This window comes from Streptomyces sp. NPDC042002, assembly GCF_055588305.1.
In genome coordinates, this window is the sequence record NZ_JBVJCT010000003.1 from 201,702 (window position 1) to 215,860 (window position 14,159).

Genomic DNA, 14,159 nt, shown 5'->3' on the forward strand with positions numbered 1-14,159 from the left:
GCGGGTGCGCCGGGGCTTGGTCTCGGCGACGGTCTCGGCGACCTCGGTCGCGGCGGCCTCGACGGTGTCGAGAACGGCCTCCGCGGCCTTGCGGGTGCGTCGACGGGTGGCGGGCTTCGCTTCGGCCTCGTCGGCGGCCTGGGCCGGGATGTCGGCTTCGGCGACGGCCTTGCGGGTCCGTCGGCGTACGGGCTTGGCGTCGGTCGCCTCGGCGGCCTCGGTGGTGTCCGTGGCGGTGGTGGCGGCCTTGGCGCGGGTGCGCCGGGGCTTGGTCTCGGCGACGGTCTCGGCGACCTCGGTCGCGGCGGCCTCGACGGTGTCGAGAACGGCCTCCGCGGCCTTGCGGGTCCGGCGCCGCACGGGCTTGGCCGGGGCCTCGGTGACCTCGGCGGCCTCGGTGACCGTCTCGGCTACAGGAGCCGTCTCGACGGCCTTGCGGGTCCGGCGGCGGGCCGGCTTGGCCGGAGCCTCGGCGACGATCTCGGCGGCGGCGCTCTCGACGACGGCCTCGGCGGCGGTCACCGCGGCCGTCTCGACAGCGGTCTCGGTGGGCTCGGCGCTCCTCCGGCTCCGGCGACGGCGCGGCGCGGCCGGCTCGTCGGTGACACCCTCGGCCGTCGCCACGGCGGCTTCCGCGGCCTCGGCCACCGGGGCGGCCACAGCGGCGGCGGACACCGGCTCGGAGCCCGCTCCACCGCGGGTACGCCGACGGCGGCGCGGCGTGCGGGGCTCGGTGGCCTCGGCGGACGCGGGGGACTCCGTGGTCACCTCGGGGGACGTGGACGCGGACGTCTCGTCCGTCGCACCGTTGCGCGTACGACGGCGCTGGCGCGGCGTGCGCGCCGGGCGCTCACGCTCGCGCTCGGTGGCCGACGGCGCGGCCGTACGGCCACCGCGGCCACGCGGGCCGCCACGGCCACCGGTCTCGCCGAGATCCTCGACCACTTCGGCCGCGAGCCCGGCGCGGGTGCGCTCGGAACGCGGCAGGACACCCTTGGTGCCGGCCGGGATGCTCAGCTCCTCGAAGAGGTGCGGGGACGTGGAGTACGTCTCCGGCGGGTTGCCGAAGCCGAGGTCCAGCGCCTTGTTGATGAGCTGCCAGCGCGGGATGTCGTCCCAGTCGACGAGGGTGATCGCGATGCCCTTGGCACCCGCGCGGCCGGTACGGCCGATGCGGTGCAGGTACGTCTTCTCGTCCTCGGGGGACTGGTAGTTGATGACGTGGGTGACACCCTCGACGTCGATACCGCGGGCCGCGACGTCGGTGCAGACGAGGACGTCGACCTTGCCGTTGCGGAACGCGCGCAGCGCCTGCTCGCGGGCGCCCTGGCCGAGGTCGCCGTGGACCGCGCCGGAGGCGAAGCCGCGCTGCTGGAGCTGGTCGGCGAGGTCGGCCGCCGTGCGCTTGGTGCGGCAGAAGACCATGGCCAGGCCACGGCCGTCGGCCTGCAGTATGCGGGCGACGAGCTCGGGCTTGTCCATGTTGTGCGCGCGGTAGATGAACTGCGCGGTGTTGCGCACCGTCGCGCCCGAGTCGTCCGGCTCGGAGGCGCGGATGTGCGTGGGCTGCGACATGTAGCGGCGCGCGAGACCGATGACCGCGCCCGGCATGGTCGCCGAGAACAGCATCGTCTGACGGCGGGGCGGCAGCATGTTCATGATCTTCTCGACGTCGGGCAGGAAGCCCAGGTCGAGCATCTCGTCGGCCTCGTCGAGGACGAGCGCCTTGATGTGCTTGAGGTTCAGCTTCTTCTGGCCCGCGAGGTCCAGCAGGCGGCCCGGGGTGCCGACGATGACGTCGACGCCCTTCTTCAGGGCCTCCACCTGGGGCTCGTACGCCCGGCCGCCGTAGATGGCGAGAACGCGCACGTTGCGGACCTTGCCCGCGGTCAGCAGGTCGTTGGTCACCTGGGTGCACAGCTCGCGCGTCGGGACGACGACGAGGGCCTGCGGGGCGTCGGTGAGCTGGTCGGGCTTGGCCCGGCCCGCCTCGACGTCCGCGGGGACGGTGACGCGCTCCAGGAGCGGAAGACCGAAGCCCAGCGTCTTGCCGGTGCCGGTCTTGGCCTGGCCGATGACGTCGCTGCCGGAAAGGGCGACGGGGAGCGTCATCTCCTGGATGGGGAAGGGGTTGATGATGCCGACGGCCTCAAGGGCTTCGGCGGTCTCAGGAAGGATTCCGAGGTCTCGGAAAGTCGTAGTCAGGGTGCTGCCTCTTCTGTGTACGCGGTGCGAGGCGAGCGCGGGGGTCGTGTCGGGACCGTGCCGGGGACGTCGGCCGCTCTTGACGGGCGGGCCGAGTGGCATGGGACCACTGCCGACGCTCGAGCTCTCGTGCCGCTGAGGGTTCCCTCCGGATGTCGTACGCAATGTGCCGTACCGACGAGGAGGGCTGTCGGGTCGGAGCCGATCGGGCCACCGACCGGGCATCCTCATTCGTGCGGCCCGTCGGATTTACTCGCCGGGCGCATTACCACCATACCCCGGAATCGCGCACACGCGATGGCCGATTTGGTCACGTAGTCGTCGTCACACTGGTTGACCAGGGACTTCCCTCGTGCTGTGAGCGGGCTATTGTGCGCTTCATGACGACGCCTGACAACGCCGCTGAGAAGCCCGCCGAGGCCCCCGCCGACACCGCCCCCGCGGCCACCGGAGTCGCCGCGCAGAACTGGGACACGGCCTCGGCCGAGCCGCACTACCGCGCCGCGGTGGTGGACCTGCTCGGAGCGCTGGCCTACGGCGAGCTCGCGGCGTTCGAGCGGCTCGCGGAGGACGCCAAGCTGGCGCCCACGCTCAGCGACAAGGCGGAGCTGGCGAAGATGGCCTCGGCCGAGTTCCACCACTTCGAGCAGCTCAGGGACCGGCTCTCCGAGGTCGGCGCCGAGCCGACGCAGGCGATGGAGCCCTTCGTCGCCGCGCTCGACGGCTTCCACCGGCAGACGGCTCCCTCGGACTGGCTGGAGGGGCTCGTCAAGGCGTACGTCGGCGACTCGATCGCCAGCGACTTCTACCGCGAGGTCGCGGCCCGCCTCGACTCGGACACCCGCAAGCTCGTCCTCGGCGTCCTCGACGACACCGGTCACGCCGGCTTCGCCATCGAGAAGGTGCGCGCCGCGATCGACGCCGACCCCCGGGTGGGCGGCCGGCTCGCGCTGTGGGCGCGACGGCTGATGGGCGAGGCCCTGTCCCAGTCGCAGCGCGTGGTCGCCGACCGGGACGCCCTGTCGACGATGCTCGTGGGCGGCGTCGCGGACGGTTTCGATCTCGCGGAGGTCGGCCGGATGTTCTCCCGGATCACCGAGGCGCACACCAAGCGGATGGCCGCACTGGGCCTCGCCGCCTAGCGGCCCGGCCCGTCCAGCCGCCTAGGGGCGCGGTTCACGGTCGCGGGAGCGGGGTCCGCGGAACGCCTTACGCCGTCGCCGAGCTGCGCCGAAACCGCTCCTCGGGGCGGAGCAGCAGCGACAGCAGCGCCGCGGAGACGGCCGCCGCGCCGAGAAGGATGGCCAGGAAGTGGCCGGAGCCCAGTGCCGTGTGCGTCAGGAAGGCGCCGAACAGGGCTCCTGCCACGCCGGTCGACAGGACCAGGGTGCGTGCCGGCAAGCGGTGGGGCAGGCGGTACGAGGCCGCCCACGCCAGCGCGAGACCGAGCAGCCCGGAGCCGAGCGCTTCCAAGAACATGGTGATGGTCCCTCCCGCACGGCCGGTGCAAATCGGTCGTAGCCGCTCCTACCCCTGACGTGCGGAACGCAATCCTCCCCTGTGCGCGGCATGTGCTCCATCTGTGGACGCGCCCGGGCCGGGTGCGGCAAGTGGATACGTGAAGGGCCCGGTGACCAGGTCACCGGGCCCTTCACGTACCACTTCGTCGCGCTGTCGCGCTGCTGCTCTACAGAGCGCTGAATCCGACCTTGCGCTGCGTGGGCTCGCCGAGCTCCACGTACGCCAGCCGGTCGGCCGGAACCAGGACCTTGCGGCCGTGGTCGTCCACGAGGCTCAGCAGCTGCGACTTGCCGGCCAGCGCCTCGGACACCGCGCGCTCGACCTCTTCCGGGGTCTGACCGCTCTCCAGAACGATCTCGCGGGGCGCGTGCAGCACGCCGATCTTGACCTCCACGGCTTTGTCCCTCCGACGGTCAGTCATGTGCGCGTTCGTACGCGCCGTACGCAGCACACATTAGCCCGGCGAGGGGAGGTGCACGCTCCGCCCGGGAACGCCAGGAGCGAACAGCCGACGGGAACAAAGAAGCGGCCGGGGGATGTGCCCCCGGCCGCTTCCTCGGTGTCGGTGATTCTGTGGGTCAGTTGCCGTCGGTGCCGTGCAGCGGGAAACCCGCGATGCCCCGCCAGGCGAGCGAGGTCAGCAGCTGGACGGCCTGGTCGCGCGGGACACTGCGGTCGCTGTGCAGCCAGGAACGGGCCACCACCTGGGCCAGACCGCCGAGGCCCGAGGCGAGGAGCATGGACTCCGCGCGCGAGAGACCGGTGTCCTCCGCGATGACGTCGCAGATCGCCTCGGCGCACTCGTGCGTCACCTTGTCGACGCGCTCGCGCACCGCCGGCTCGTTGGTCAGGTCCGACTCGAAGACCAGCCGGAACGCGCCGCCGTCGTCCTCCACGTACGCGAAGTAGGCGTCCATGGTGGCGCGGACGCGCAGCTTGTTGTCCGTGGTCGACGCGAGCGCCGTCCGTACCGCCAGGAGCAGGGACTCGCAGTGCTGGTCGAGCAGGGCGAGGTACAGATCGAGCTTGCCCGGGAAGTGCTGGTAGAGAACCGGCTTGCTGACGCCCGCGCGCTCGGCGATGTCGTCCATGGCGGCCGAGTGATATCCCTGAGCAACGAACACTTCCTGGGCGGCGCCGAGGAGCTGGTTGCGTCGGGCACGGCGCGGCAGGCGAGTGCCCCGCGGGCGTGCTGCCTCTGTCTGCTCGATGGCTGTCACGCCGCCTCCCAAATTGTCCACGTGCGGTGTGCGCCGCGCCGCCATCGTACTTTTCGGTAACCGTGCTGTGTGCGGTGCGAGCGCAGAATTTCACGGACCGGACGCCGACGGGGACGGCACACAGTGTGCCGAAGGGGACGAGCTGGGCACCCGGCCGTCCCGACGGCCTCGATCAGCGGTGTCGCGGCACCGTCACCGGTAGTCGTCCTCGTTCAGCCGGACGACCCGGGCCTGCTCGGCGAGATCGGCATCATCGGCGTTGAGGCGGTCGCCCGGGGGTTCCGGGTCGACGTCGTCCGCGGGGTCCAGCTCGGCGGACTGCTCGGCGGCGTCGGCCTCGGGGGCCTCCGCGTCGAGGATTTCCCGGAACTGGTCGTCGAATGTTCCGGGGTCTGTCGGGTCGACTGTCATGGTTCCTCTTCCCGAACGGTACGAGTGCGCTCCTGACGAACGTGCGAGTGCCCTCGTTCGAAGCCTAGGAGACACGCGATCCGGACGCTATGCGATCCGCTCGCCATCTGTGACGGCGAACACATGAGCGCCTGCGTGATCGTCTCGTAACATTGCGGCATGTCTTCGACCGAACTCCCTTCCGCACCGGCCGCCACCGTCATGCCGAGGGTCAGCGCCGTCAGGGTCGCGGAGGGGGAGCGACTGCGATCGGTCGGGCTGCCCGGCATCACGCTGACGGTCCGGTCGAGACCGCCGGCCAGGGAGGACCTGCCGCCCGCGCTGTACGTGCACGGTCTGGGCGGTTCCTCGCAGAACTGGTCGGCGCTGATGTCGCTGCTCGACGGGCTCGTGGACAGCGAGGCCCTGGATCTGCCGGGCTTCGGTGACTCGCCGCCGCCGGACGACGGCGACTACTCGGTCACCGGACACGCGCGCGCGGTCATCCGCCATCTCGACGCGTCCGGACGTGGACCAGTACACCTTTTCGGCAATTCACTCGGCGGAGCGGTCACGACCCGCGTCGCGGCCGTACGGCCCGATCTCGTCCGGACGCTCACTCTGGTCTCCCCCGCGCTGCCCGAGATCCGCGCGCAGCGCACCGCGTGGCCGACCGCGATGCTCGCGCTTCCAGGGGTGGCGGGCCTGTTCACCAGGCTCACCAAGGAATGGAGCGCTGAGCAGCGCGTACGGGGGGTGCTGGCCCTCTGTTACGGCGATCCCGGCATCGTGACGCCCGAGGGGTTCCGTGACGCGGTCGAGGAGATGGAGCGGCGGCTCGCCCTGCCCTACTTCTGGGACGCGATGGCCCGCTCCGCGCGCGGGGTCGTGAACGCCTACACGCTGGGCGGCCAGCACGGGCTGTGGCGTCAGGCCGAACGGGTGCTCGCCCCGACGCTCCTGGTCTACGGCGGCCGCGACCAACTTGTCGGCTACCGTATGGCGCAGCGCGCGGCTCGTGCCTTCCGCGACTCCCGGCTGTTGTCCCTGCCGGAGGCGGGGCACGTCGCCATGATGGAGTATCCGGAGACGGTGGCCACCGCATTCCGTGAACTCCTGGCGGATCTGGGAGAGTTGACCTCCTCGGTGGCAATCGGCGCGGAGAGCTGAGGCGGGAAGTGGGACGACACAGTCGTCGGGGGCGGGCCGACAAGACGGACACCTCGCAGACGCGAGCGGTTCCGGCACAGGAAGCGGCACCCGCTCCGGCGCCTCGCCCGGACGGCGACAGCCGCGCGGCGACGCGGCCTTCCGGACCCCTGGGTCCCTACCCGCCCTCGGGCGGTACCCCGCAGCGGGGCGCACCACAGCGAGGCGGACCGCGCTTCGACGACGCGACCCCCGCACACGGCTTCCCGCGGACGGCCGAGGGCACTCCCGCGCGCGGGGTGCCACGATTCGCGGACGGGACTCCGGCACAGGGGGTCCCGCGTTTCGACGACGGCACCCCGGCGCGCGGGGTGCCGCGTTTTTTCGACGGGACTCCGGCGCGCGGTGTGCCACGCCTTCCCGACGGAACCCCCGCCCGCGGCGTGCCGCAGGTGCGGGGCGGGCATCCCGAGCAGCGTGAACAGGGCGGCGGCTGGGGGGAGTCCGGGGCCGGTGCGGCTCCGCAGGGCGCGCCTTCCGGACCGAGGGTCCCCCGGCAGCGTCAGCAGGCCGTGACGACCCCCCGGCAGGCGTACGTCGACGCGTTCGACCTCGAGACGCAGGAGAGCGGCGGCCTTCCCGTGCCCCGCGGAGGTGTCTCGGGGCGGACCACTGGCCCCCGTGCCGCCGACGGGAACACCGAGTTCACCGGGACCGGTGAACGGCCGCTGCCGGAGACCGACGAGCAGGGCGAGGGCAAGGCCCGCAAGGGGTGGGCGTTCACCGGGATCGCGGCGGCCGCCGTCACCACCGTGCTGGCCGTCGTCGTGACCGGGCAGATGGCCTCCGGACAGCACGACGCGGCCGCGCGGACGGAATCCGCCGACGGCGCCGGCCGGGCGACCCAGGACTCCGCCTCACGCGGAGACGACCGGCCGACCCAGTCGGGGCAGCCGACCGTGGCCGCGGCGGCCCTGACGTACGACCAGCGGATGGCCAGGACGTACCCGCTCGGAGCGAAGCTCAAGGCGTCGGGGAAGTTCGAAGCGGTGCCCGGAGGCGCCAAAGCGCCCGGCAAGGGGCACAAGTACACCTACCGCGTCGACATCGAGAAGGGCCTCGGTCTCGACGGCGCGCTCTTCGCCGACGCCGTGCAGAAGACCCTGAACGACCCACGGAGCTGGGCCCACGGCGGAGCCCGCACCTTCGAGCGGGTCGACTCCGGCGAACCGGACTTCGTCATCACGCTGGCGAGCCCGGGCACCACCGCCGAGTGGTGCGCCAAGTCGGGGCTCGACACCACGGAGGACAACGTGTCGTGCGACTCGGCGTCCACCGAGCGCGTCATGATCAACGCCTACCGCTGGGCCCAGGGCTCCAAGACCTACGGCTTCGGTGACAAGATCCACGCCTACCGGCAGATGCTGATCAACCACGAGGTCGGCCACCGGCTCGGATACGGGCACGTCACCTGTGAGAAGGACGGCGACCTCGCCCCGGTCATGCAGCAGCAGACGAAGTTCCTCGACCACGACGGAATCCACTGCCTGCCCAACGCCTGGCCCTATCCCACGAGTTGACGGAAAGCGCCCACATCGCTTTGACATGCGGAAAAAGATCGTTCATATTTTCCGCATGTCCTCCCGTCACGCCTCCGTTCGCGCCGCCATCGAGCTGGCGCTCATCGGCGTGACCGCGCTCTGCGTGGCCGACATTCACTGTTGCTGACGCCCGCCCCCGGCGAGTGCGTCGCTTTCCTTCCCGTCATTGTTTCCGTGCGCTCCTGAACCCCAGCGGTTCGGCGTGCCCGTGCCTCTTTCGGTCCGGTCGGACTCCGACGCCTGACGCCCTGGGCGAGCTCCGCGCTCTTCCGTCTCACTCCGTGTCATTCCGTCTCAGTATTCGAGTCATCCGAGAGGTCGTCTTCCGATGCGTCAACCGTCCGTCATAGCGCGCCGCGTGGCCGCGGCATCCGTCAGCCTGGTCGTGGCAGCGGGCGCCGCCGCCTGCGGGCCGAAGGACAACGATGCCAAGAGTTCCGGTGGCGACTCCCGGCCCCACAAGGGCGGCACGCTCACCGTCCTGAACGCCAACCCGCAGCAGGACTTCGACCCCGCGCGGCTCTACACGTCCGGCGGCGGCAACGTGCCCTCGCTCGTCTTCCGTACGCTCACCACCCGCAACCGCGAGAACGGGGCCCCCGGCGCCCAGGTCGTGCCGGACCTGGCCACCGACACCGGCCGTCCGAGCAAGAACGCGACCGTGTGGACGTACACCCTGAAGAAGGGCCTCAAGTACGAGGACGGCACGCCGATCACCTCCGCCGACATCAAGTACGGCATCGAGCGCTCCTTCGCCGCCGAGCTCTCCGGCGGCGCGCCCTACCTGCGGGACTGGCTGATCGGCGGGGCCGGCTACCAGGGGCCCTACAAGGACAAGAAGGGCCTCGACTCGATCGAGACGCCGGACGCGCTGACGATCGTCTTCCACCTGAACAAGCCCGAGGGCGAGTTCCCCTACCTGGCCACGCAGACGCAGTTCACGCCCGTCCCGAAGGCCAAGGACACCGGCACGAAGTACGAGGAGCACCCGGTCTCCTCGGGTCCGTACAAGGTCGTCAAGAACGAGAACGACGGCGAGCGCCTCACCCTGGAGCGCAACACGTACTGGTCCGCGTCGACCGACGCCGAGCGCAAGGCCTACCCGGACAAGATCGACGTACGGTCCGGCCTGGACTCCTCCGTGATCAACCAGCGGCTGTCCTCCTCCCAGGGCGCGGACGCCACCGCCGTCACCACGGACACCAACCTCGGCCCGGCCGAGCTCGCCAAGGTGACCGGGGACAAGGCGCTGGCCTCGCGCGTCGGCACCGGACACTTCGGCTACACGAACTACCTCGCCTTCAACCCGAAGGTGAAGCCGTTCGACGACCCGAAGGTGCGCCAGGCGATCTCGTACGCCATCGACCGCAGCTCGGTGATCAACGCCGCGGGCGGCTCGTCGCTCGCCGAGCCCGCGACGACGTACCTGCCGAACCAGAAGTCCTTCGGCTACACGCCGTACGACCTGTTCCCGGCGGGCGCGTCCGGCAATGCGGCCAAGGCCAAGGAACTGCTGGCGCAGGCGGGCCACAAGAACGGCCTGACCATCACGCTCACCCATTCCAACAGCAAGAACTTCGAGACCAGCCCGGAGATCGCGACCGCCGTCCAGGACGCGCTCAAGAAGGCCGGCATCACCGTCAAGCTCCAGGGTCTGGAGGAGAACGACTACAGCGACAAGGTCCAGAGCGTCAAGACCGAGCCGGGCTTCTTCCTCGCCCACTGGGGTGCCGACTGGCCCTCCGGCGGCCCCTTCCTGGCCCCGATCTTCGACGGCCGGCAGATCGTCAAGGACGGAGCCAACTTCAACACCGGCCTCCTCAACGACAAGTCGGTCAATGACGAGATTGACGCGATCAACAAGTTGACCGATCTCGACGAGGCCGCCAAGCGCTGGGGCGCACTGGACAAGAAGATCGGTGAGCAGGCGCTGACCGTCCCGCTGTTCCACCCCGTCTACAAGCGCCTGTACGGCGAGGGCGTCAAGAACATCGTGATCAGCGACTGGACCGGCGTTCTGGACATCTCCCAGGTCGCGGTGAAGTAGCACTGTGAGCGAGGCACTTGTCGCCTCCGCGGCCCCCGTGACGGACGTGTCCGTCACGGGGGCTTCGGGGGCCCGTCAGTTCTGGCGGCGGCTGCGTGCGCAGCGCGCCGCCCTCGTCGCGGCGGCCGTCGTCGCGCTGCTCGTCCTGGTCGCGCTCGCCGCACCGCTGCTCACGGCGATCGAGGGCCAGGACCCCACCACCTACCACCCCTCACTGGTGGACTCCGCGCGCGGCGGCGTCCCCGTCGGCGCGCTCGGCGGCATCGGCGCCGACCACTGGCTCGGTGTCGAACCGCAGACCGGCCGCGACCTGTTCGCACGCCTCGTGTACGGCGCCCGGGTCTCCCTCGGCGTCGCGCTCGCGGCGACCCTGGTGCAGGTCCTCATCGCCGTCGTCGTGGGCGTCGCGGCCGCGCTCGGGAACCGATGGGTTGATCAACTGTTGAGCCGCATCACGGAGATCATCGTGGCCCTGCCGCTGATGATCATGTCGTTGGCGCTGCTGGCCATCGTGCCCGGCAGCTTCCCGCGTCCCGTCCTGGTCGCCCTCGTCATCGGTCTGATCGCGTGGGGCACCCTCGCGAAGATCGTGCGCGCGCAGACGCTCACGCTCAAGCAGCTGGACTACGTCGCCGCGGCCCGGCTCAGCGGCTGGAGCACCTGGCGCATCGCCCGCCGCGATCTGCTGCCGGGCCTCGCCGCCCCGCTCATCACGTACTCCGCGCTCCTCGTGCCGGCGAACATCGGCGTCGAGGCGGCCCTGTCGTTCCTCGGCGTCGGTGTGAAGCCCCCGACCCCGTCCTGGGGACAGATGCTGACCGCCGCCGACGTCTGGTACCAGGCCGCGCCGCAGTACCTGCTGCTGCCGGCGGGCGCGCTGTTCGTCACCGTCCTCGCCCTGACCGTCCTCGGTGACGGCGTGCGCGTGGCCCTCGACCCGCGCGCGGCTTCCCGCCTGCGCGTCGGCACGGGCCGCAGACGTGAGGCCAAGGCCGACGCGAGCGCGGACGCGCCCATCGGCGGCGGCACGGACCTACCCCGGCAGGACGCCGGAACGCCCCCGCAGGGCGCGGATGTGCCCCGGCCGGGCGCGTCCGCCGACGAGACCAAGGAGGCCACGGCATGAGCGGCTTCGGCGGGTTCGTCCTGCGCCGTGCCCTGGGCACCGCGATCACCCTCCTCGCCATCTCGGTGATCATCTACGTCGTCTTCTACGCCACCCCCGGCAACGTCGCCCAGATCACCTGCGGCCCGCGCTGCTCACCCCTCCAAGTGCGCCAGGTCGCCGAGCAGTTGCACCTCGGGGACCCGCTGTACGTGCGCTACTGGCACTTCCTGGAGGGGATCCTCGTCGGCCAGGACTACTCGACCGGCACCTCCGTCCAGCACTGCCCCGCGCCCTGCCTCGGGCTGTCTTACCAGACCGACCAGCAGGTCACGCGGCTGATCCTCACGAAACTGCCGGTCAGCCTGTCGCTGGTGTTCGGCGCGATGGTCCTGTGGCTGGTTCTCGGCGTCGGCACCGGCGTGCTCTCCGCCTGGCGGCGCGGCCGGCTCAGCGAGCGGGTGCTGACCGGCGTCACCCTCGCGGGCACGGCGACGCCCGTCTTCGTGATCGGCCTGATCCTGATGATCGTCGTCTGCGGCCAGCTGGAACTGCTGCCCTTCCCGCAGTACGTGAACTTCTCCGACGACCCAGAACAGTGGGCGTGGAACCTGGTGCTCCCCTGGCTCTCGCTCGCCCTCGTCGAGGCCGCCGCGTTCGCCCGGCTGACCAGGGTCTCGATGCTGGAGACGCTGGCCGAGGACCACATCCGGACCTTCCGCGCCTACGGCGTGGGCGAGCGGTCGATCATCGGGCGGCACGCCGTCCGGGGAGCGCTCGCCTCGATCATCGCGCTGAACGCCAGCACCTTCGGGTCGGCGGTCGGCGGCGCGGTGCTCACCGAGACACTGTTCGGACTGCCCGGTATCGGCCAGGAACTGGTGCACGCGGTGAACGTCGTCGACCTTCCCGTGGTCGTCGGCATGGTCCTGGTCATCGGCTTCTTCGTGGTCATCGCCAACGCCGTCGCGGACGTGCTCTACGCGGTGGCCGACCGACGGGTGGTGCTGGTATGAGCGACTCTTCCCCGGTTTCTTCCTCCGCCTCCGGCCCGCTGGTCGAAGTGAGCGACCTCGTCGTCGACTTCGGCGACCTGCGGGCCGTCGACGGGCTCTCCTTCCGGCTGGAGAAGGGCGCCGCGCTGGGCCTCGTCGGCGAGTCCGGCTCGGGCAAGTCCACCGTGGCGTCGGCCCTGCTCGCGCTGCACCGGGGCACCGGAGCGCGCGTCGGAGGCACGGTCCGGGTGGCCGGTGTCGACGTACGGCGGGCGTCCGACGACGAACTGCGCCGGCTGCGCGGCGGAAAGGCCGCCATGGTCTTCCAGGACCCGCTGTCCTCCCTCGACCCGTACTACGCGGTCGGCGACCAGATCGCCGAGGTGTACCGGGTGCACACCAAGACGTCCCGACGAGCGGCACGCGCGCGTGCGGTGCGGGTACTGGACCGCGTCGGCATCCCCGACGCGGCACGCCGGTCCCGTTCGCGCCCGCACGAGTTCAGCGGCGGCATGCGCCAGCGCGCCCTCATCGCCATGGCCCTGGCCTGCGAACCCGAGCTCCTGATCGCCGACGAGCCGACCACGGCCCTCGACGTGACCGTCCAGGCCCAGATCCTCGACCTCCTGCACACCCTTCGGGAGGAGACCGGGACGGGGCTGCTGCTGGTCACCCATGACGTCGGGGTCGCGGCCGAGAGCGTCGACGAGATCCTGGTCATGCGTCACGGACGCGCGGTCGAGCACGGGCCGGTCGCCGCCGTCCTCGGCGCACCCCGGGAGCCGTACACCCGCGAACTCCTCGGCGCCGTACCCCGCGTGGACACACCTCGCGTGGTCGAGCGGGCCGGGCGCGAAAAGGCCGCCGGACCGGACACGGGCGCACGGCCCGGCGAGATCGGCGCCGGGCCGGAGGTAGGCGAAGGCGCCGGACGGGCCGGAGGCGCTGGTCCCGTCGCGGGGACCGGCCCGGCCGGGGGAACCAGCCAGGTCGAGGGCGCCCGCTCGGACGACGTCGTCCTCGAAGCGGTCGGGCTCCGGCGGGAGTTCGGACGCGGGAAGCGGCGGTTCGCAGCCGTCGACGACGTGTCGCTGAGCGTTCGCCGCGGCGAGACGCTCGGCATCGTCGGCGAGAGCGGCAGCGGGAAGACGACCCTCGGAAGGATGCTGGTCGGGCTCCTGGAGCCCACGGCCGGCGTGGTCCGCCACGAGGGGCGCGAACAGTCCGGCGTACGCCCCTCGGTGCAGATGGTCTTCCAGGACCCGGTGTCCTCCCTCAACCCCCGGCGGAGCGTGGGCGAGTCCATCGCCGATCCGCTGCGGGCGCGCGGGACGGGGGTCCCCCCGCTCGGGCGAAGCCGAGAGTGGGGGAGGGACGAGGGGCGCATTCGAGGGCGCGTACGGGAACTGCTGGAGCGCGTGGGGCTCGAGGGGGCGCACTACGACCGCTACCCGCACGAGTTCAGCGGCGGACAGCGCCAGCGTGTCGGCATCGCGCGGGCACTCGCCGCCGAGCCGCGCGTCATCGTGTGCGACGAGCCCGTCTCGGCGCTCGACGTCACCACGCAGGCCCAAGTGGTCGCCCTGCTGGGCGAGTTGCAGCGGGAACTCGGGCTCGCGCTGGTGTTCGTGGCGCACGATCTCGCGGTCGTACGCCAGGTCAGCGACCGGGTCGCGGTGATGCGACGCGGCCGGCTCGTCGAGTACGGTCCCGCCGACGAGGTCTACGAGAGCCCGCGGGACCCGTACACCCGGCAGCTCCTGGCCGCCGTACCGGCACTCGATCCGGAGATCGCGGCGCGGCGCCGCGCGGAGCGCAAGGAGCTGTCCCCGGCGTGACCCGAGGGCCCGAGGCCCGCGAAAACGTGTCTGCTTGATCTCGTAGCGCGACGAAACGCGGTCTGCGCGGGAAAGTTACGAGCGTTCA

The 14,159-nt window shown here is 71.4% G+C and carries 13 protein-coding genes; 8 read left to right on the plus strand and 5 right to left on the minus strand.

The annotated features are described in order from the left end of the window. On the minus strand, positions 1–2,112 hold a 2,112-nt coding region (locus ACZ6KY_RS06220; RefSeq protein ID WP_469309142.1), incomplete at its 3' end, for a DEAD/DEAH box helicase. A 473-nt stretch (positions 2,113–2,585) separates the two neighbouring features. On the opposite strand from ACZ6KY_RS06220, the gene ACZ6KY_RS06225 reads away from it, so the two are divergent. Beyond that, the gene (locus ACZ6KY_RS06225) at positions 2,586–3,347 is read left to right on the plus strand and encodes a ferritin-like fold-containing protein (RefSeq protein WP_469309143.1); all 762 of its coding nucleotides are present in this window, start codon (positions 2,586–2,588) and stop codon (positions 3,345–3,347) included. Between the two features lie 67 nt (positions 3,348–3,414). On the opposite strand, the gene ACZ6KY_RS06230 is transcribed toward ACZ6KY_RS06225, so the two are convergent. The 4 genes from ACZ6KY_RS06230 to ACZ6KY_RS06245 form a co-directional block, all read right to left on the minus strand. Further along, positions 3,415–3,684 carry a hypothetical protein gene (locus ACZ6KY_RS06230; RefSeq protein ID WP_469309144.1) on the minus strand — a complete coding sequence of 90 codons (270 nt, stop codon included), beginning with the start codon at positions 3,682–3,684 and terminating at the stop codon, positions 3,415–3,417. 208 nt (positions 3,685–3,892) lie between these two features. After that, on the minus strand, positions 3,893–4,120 hold the full coding sequence (locus tag ACZ6KY_RS06235; protein WP_328558121.1) for a DUF3107 domain-containing protein: 228 nt from the start codon (positions 4,118–4,120) through the stop codon (positions 3,893–3,895). A 184-nt stretch (positions 4,121–4,304) separates the two neighbouring features. Beyond that, the gene (locus ACZ6KY_RS06240; protein WP_469309145.1) at positions 4,305–4,946 is read right to left on the minus strand and encodes a TetR/AcrR family transcriptional regulator; all 642 of its coding nucleotides are present in this window, start codon (positions 4,944–4,946) and stop codon (positions 4,305–4,307) included. A gap of 192 nt (positions 4,947–5,138) precedes the next feature. Further along, positions 5,139–5,357, minus strand: a complete 219-nt coding sequence (locus ACZ6KY_RS06245) for a hypothetical protein (protein WP_469309146.1) — start codon at positions 5,355–5,357, stop codon at positions 5,139–5,141. Positions 5,358–5,516: 159 nt separating this feature from the next. Here ACZ6KY_RS06245 and ACZ6KY_RS06250 point away from each other — a divergent pair, with 159 nt between their 5' ends. From ACZ6KY_RS06250 to ACZ6KY_RS06280, 7 genes are all read left to right on the plus strand, one after another. Next, positions 5,517–6,506, plus strand: a complete 990-nt coding sequence (locus tag ACZ6KY_RS06250) for an alpha/beta fold hydrolase (protein WP_469309147.1) — start codon at positions 5,517–5,519, stop codon at positions 6,504–6,506. Between the two features lie 8 nt (positions 6,507–6,514). After that, positions 6,515–8,065, plus strand: coding sequence for a DUF3152 domain-containing protein (locus ACZ6KY_RS06255; RefSeq protein ID WP_469309148.1), 1,551 nt, complete (start codon positions 6,515–6,517; stop codon positions 8,063–8,065). 55 nt (positions 8,066–8,120) lie between these two features. Beyond that, positions 8,121–8,213: an Ms4533A family Cys-rich leader peptide gene (locus ACZ6KY_RS06260; RefSeq protein ID WP_318658278.1), complete on the plus strand. Its 93-nt coding sequence runs from the start codon at positions 8,121–8,123 to the stop codon at positions 8,211–8,213. 201 nt (positions 8,214–8,414) lie between these two features. Further along, positions 8,415–10,133 (plus strand): ABC transporter substrate-binding protein, encoded by a 1,719-nt coding sequence (locus tag ACZ6KY_RS06265; protein WP_469309149.1) that lies wholly within the window; start codon positions 8,415–8,417, stop codon positions 10,131–10,133. 4 nt (positions 10,134–10,137) lie between these two features. Continuing rightward, positions 10,138–11,259 carry an ABC transporter permease gene (locus ACZ6KY_RS06270; protein WP_469309150.1) on the plus strand — a complete coding sequence of 374 codons (1,122 nt, stop codon included), beginning with the start codon at positions 10,138–10,140 and terminating at the stop codon, positions 11,257–11,259. Beyond that, the gene (locus ACZ6KY_RS06275) at positions 11,256–12,254 is read left to right on the plus strand and encodes an ABC transporter permease (protein ID WP_469309151.1); all 999 of its coding nucleotides are present in this window, start codon (positions 11,256–11,258) and stop codon (positions 12,252–12,254) included. The genes ACZ6KY_RS06270 and ACZ6KY_RS06275 overlap by 4 nt, the downstream gene beginning before the upstream one ends. After that, positions 12,251–14,071, plus strand: a complete 1,821-nt coding sequence (locus ACZ6KY_RS06280; RefSeq protein ID WP_469309152.1) for a dipeptide ABC transporter ATP-binding protein — start codon at positions 12,251–12,253, stop codon at positions 14,069–14,071. The genes ACZ6KY_RS06275 and ACZ6KY_RS06280 overlap by 4 nt, the downstream gene beginning before the upstream one ends. The last annotated feature ends 88 nt before the right edge of the window (positions 14,072–14,159 follow it).

What these genes read in the sequence shown, in the direction of transcription:
- ACZ6KY_RS06225 (WP_469309143.1), top strand. Translation starts at nt 2,586, where the DNA reads ATGACGACGCCTGACAACGCCGCTGAGAAGCCCGCCGAGGCCCCCGCC.
- ACZ6KY_RS06230 (WP_469309144.1), bottom strand. Translation starts at nt 3,684, where the DNA reads ATGTTCTTGGAAGCGCTCGGCTCCGGGCTGCTCGGTCTCGCGCTGGCG.
- ACZ6KY_RS06245 (WP_469309146.1), bottom strand. Translation starts at nt 5,357, where the DNA reads ATGACAGTCGACCCGACAGACCCCGGAACATTCGACGACCAGTTCCGG.
- ACZ6KY_RS06250 (WP_469309147.1), top strand. Translation starts at nt 5,517, where the DNA reads ATGTCTTCGACCGAACTCCCTTCCGCACCGGCCGCCACCGTCATGCCG.
- ACZ6KY_RS06260 (WP_318658278.1), top strand. Translation starts at nt 8,121, where the DNA reads ATGTCCTCCCGTCACGCCTCCGTTCGCGCCGCCATCGAGCTGGCGCTC.
- ACZ6KY_RS06265 (WP_469309149.1), top strand. Translation starts at nt 8,415, where the DNA reads ATGCGTCAACCGTCCGTCATAGCGCGCCGCGTGGCCGCGGCATCCGTC.
- ACZ6KY_RS06275 (WP_469309151.1), top strand. Translation starts at nt 11,256, where the DNA reads ATGAGCGGCTTCGGCGGGTTCGTCCTGCGCCGTGCCCTGGGCACCGCG.
- ACZ6KY_RS06280 (WP_469309152.1), top strand. Translation starts at nt 12,251, where the DNA reads ATGAGCGACTCTTCCCCGGTTTCTTCCTCCGCCTCCGGCCCGCTGGTC.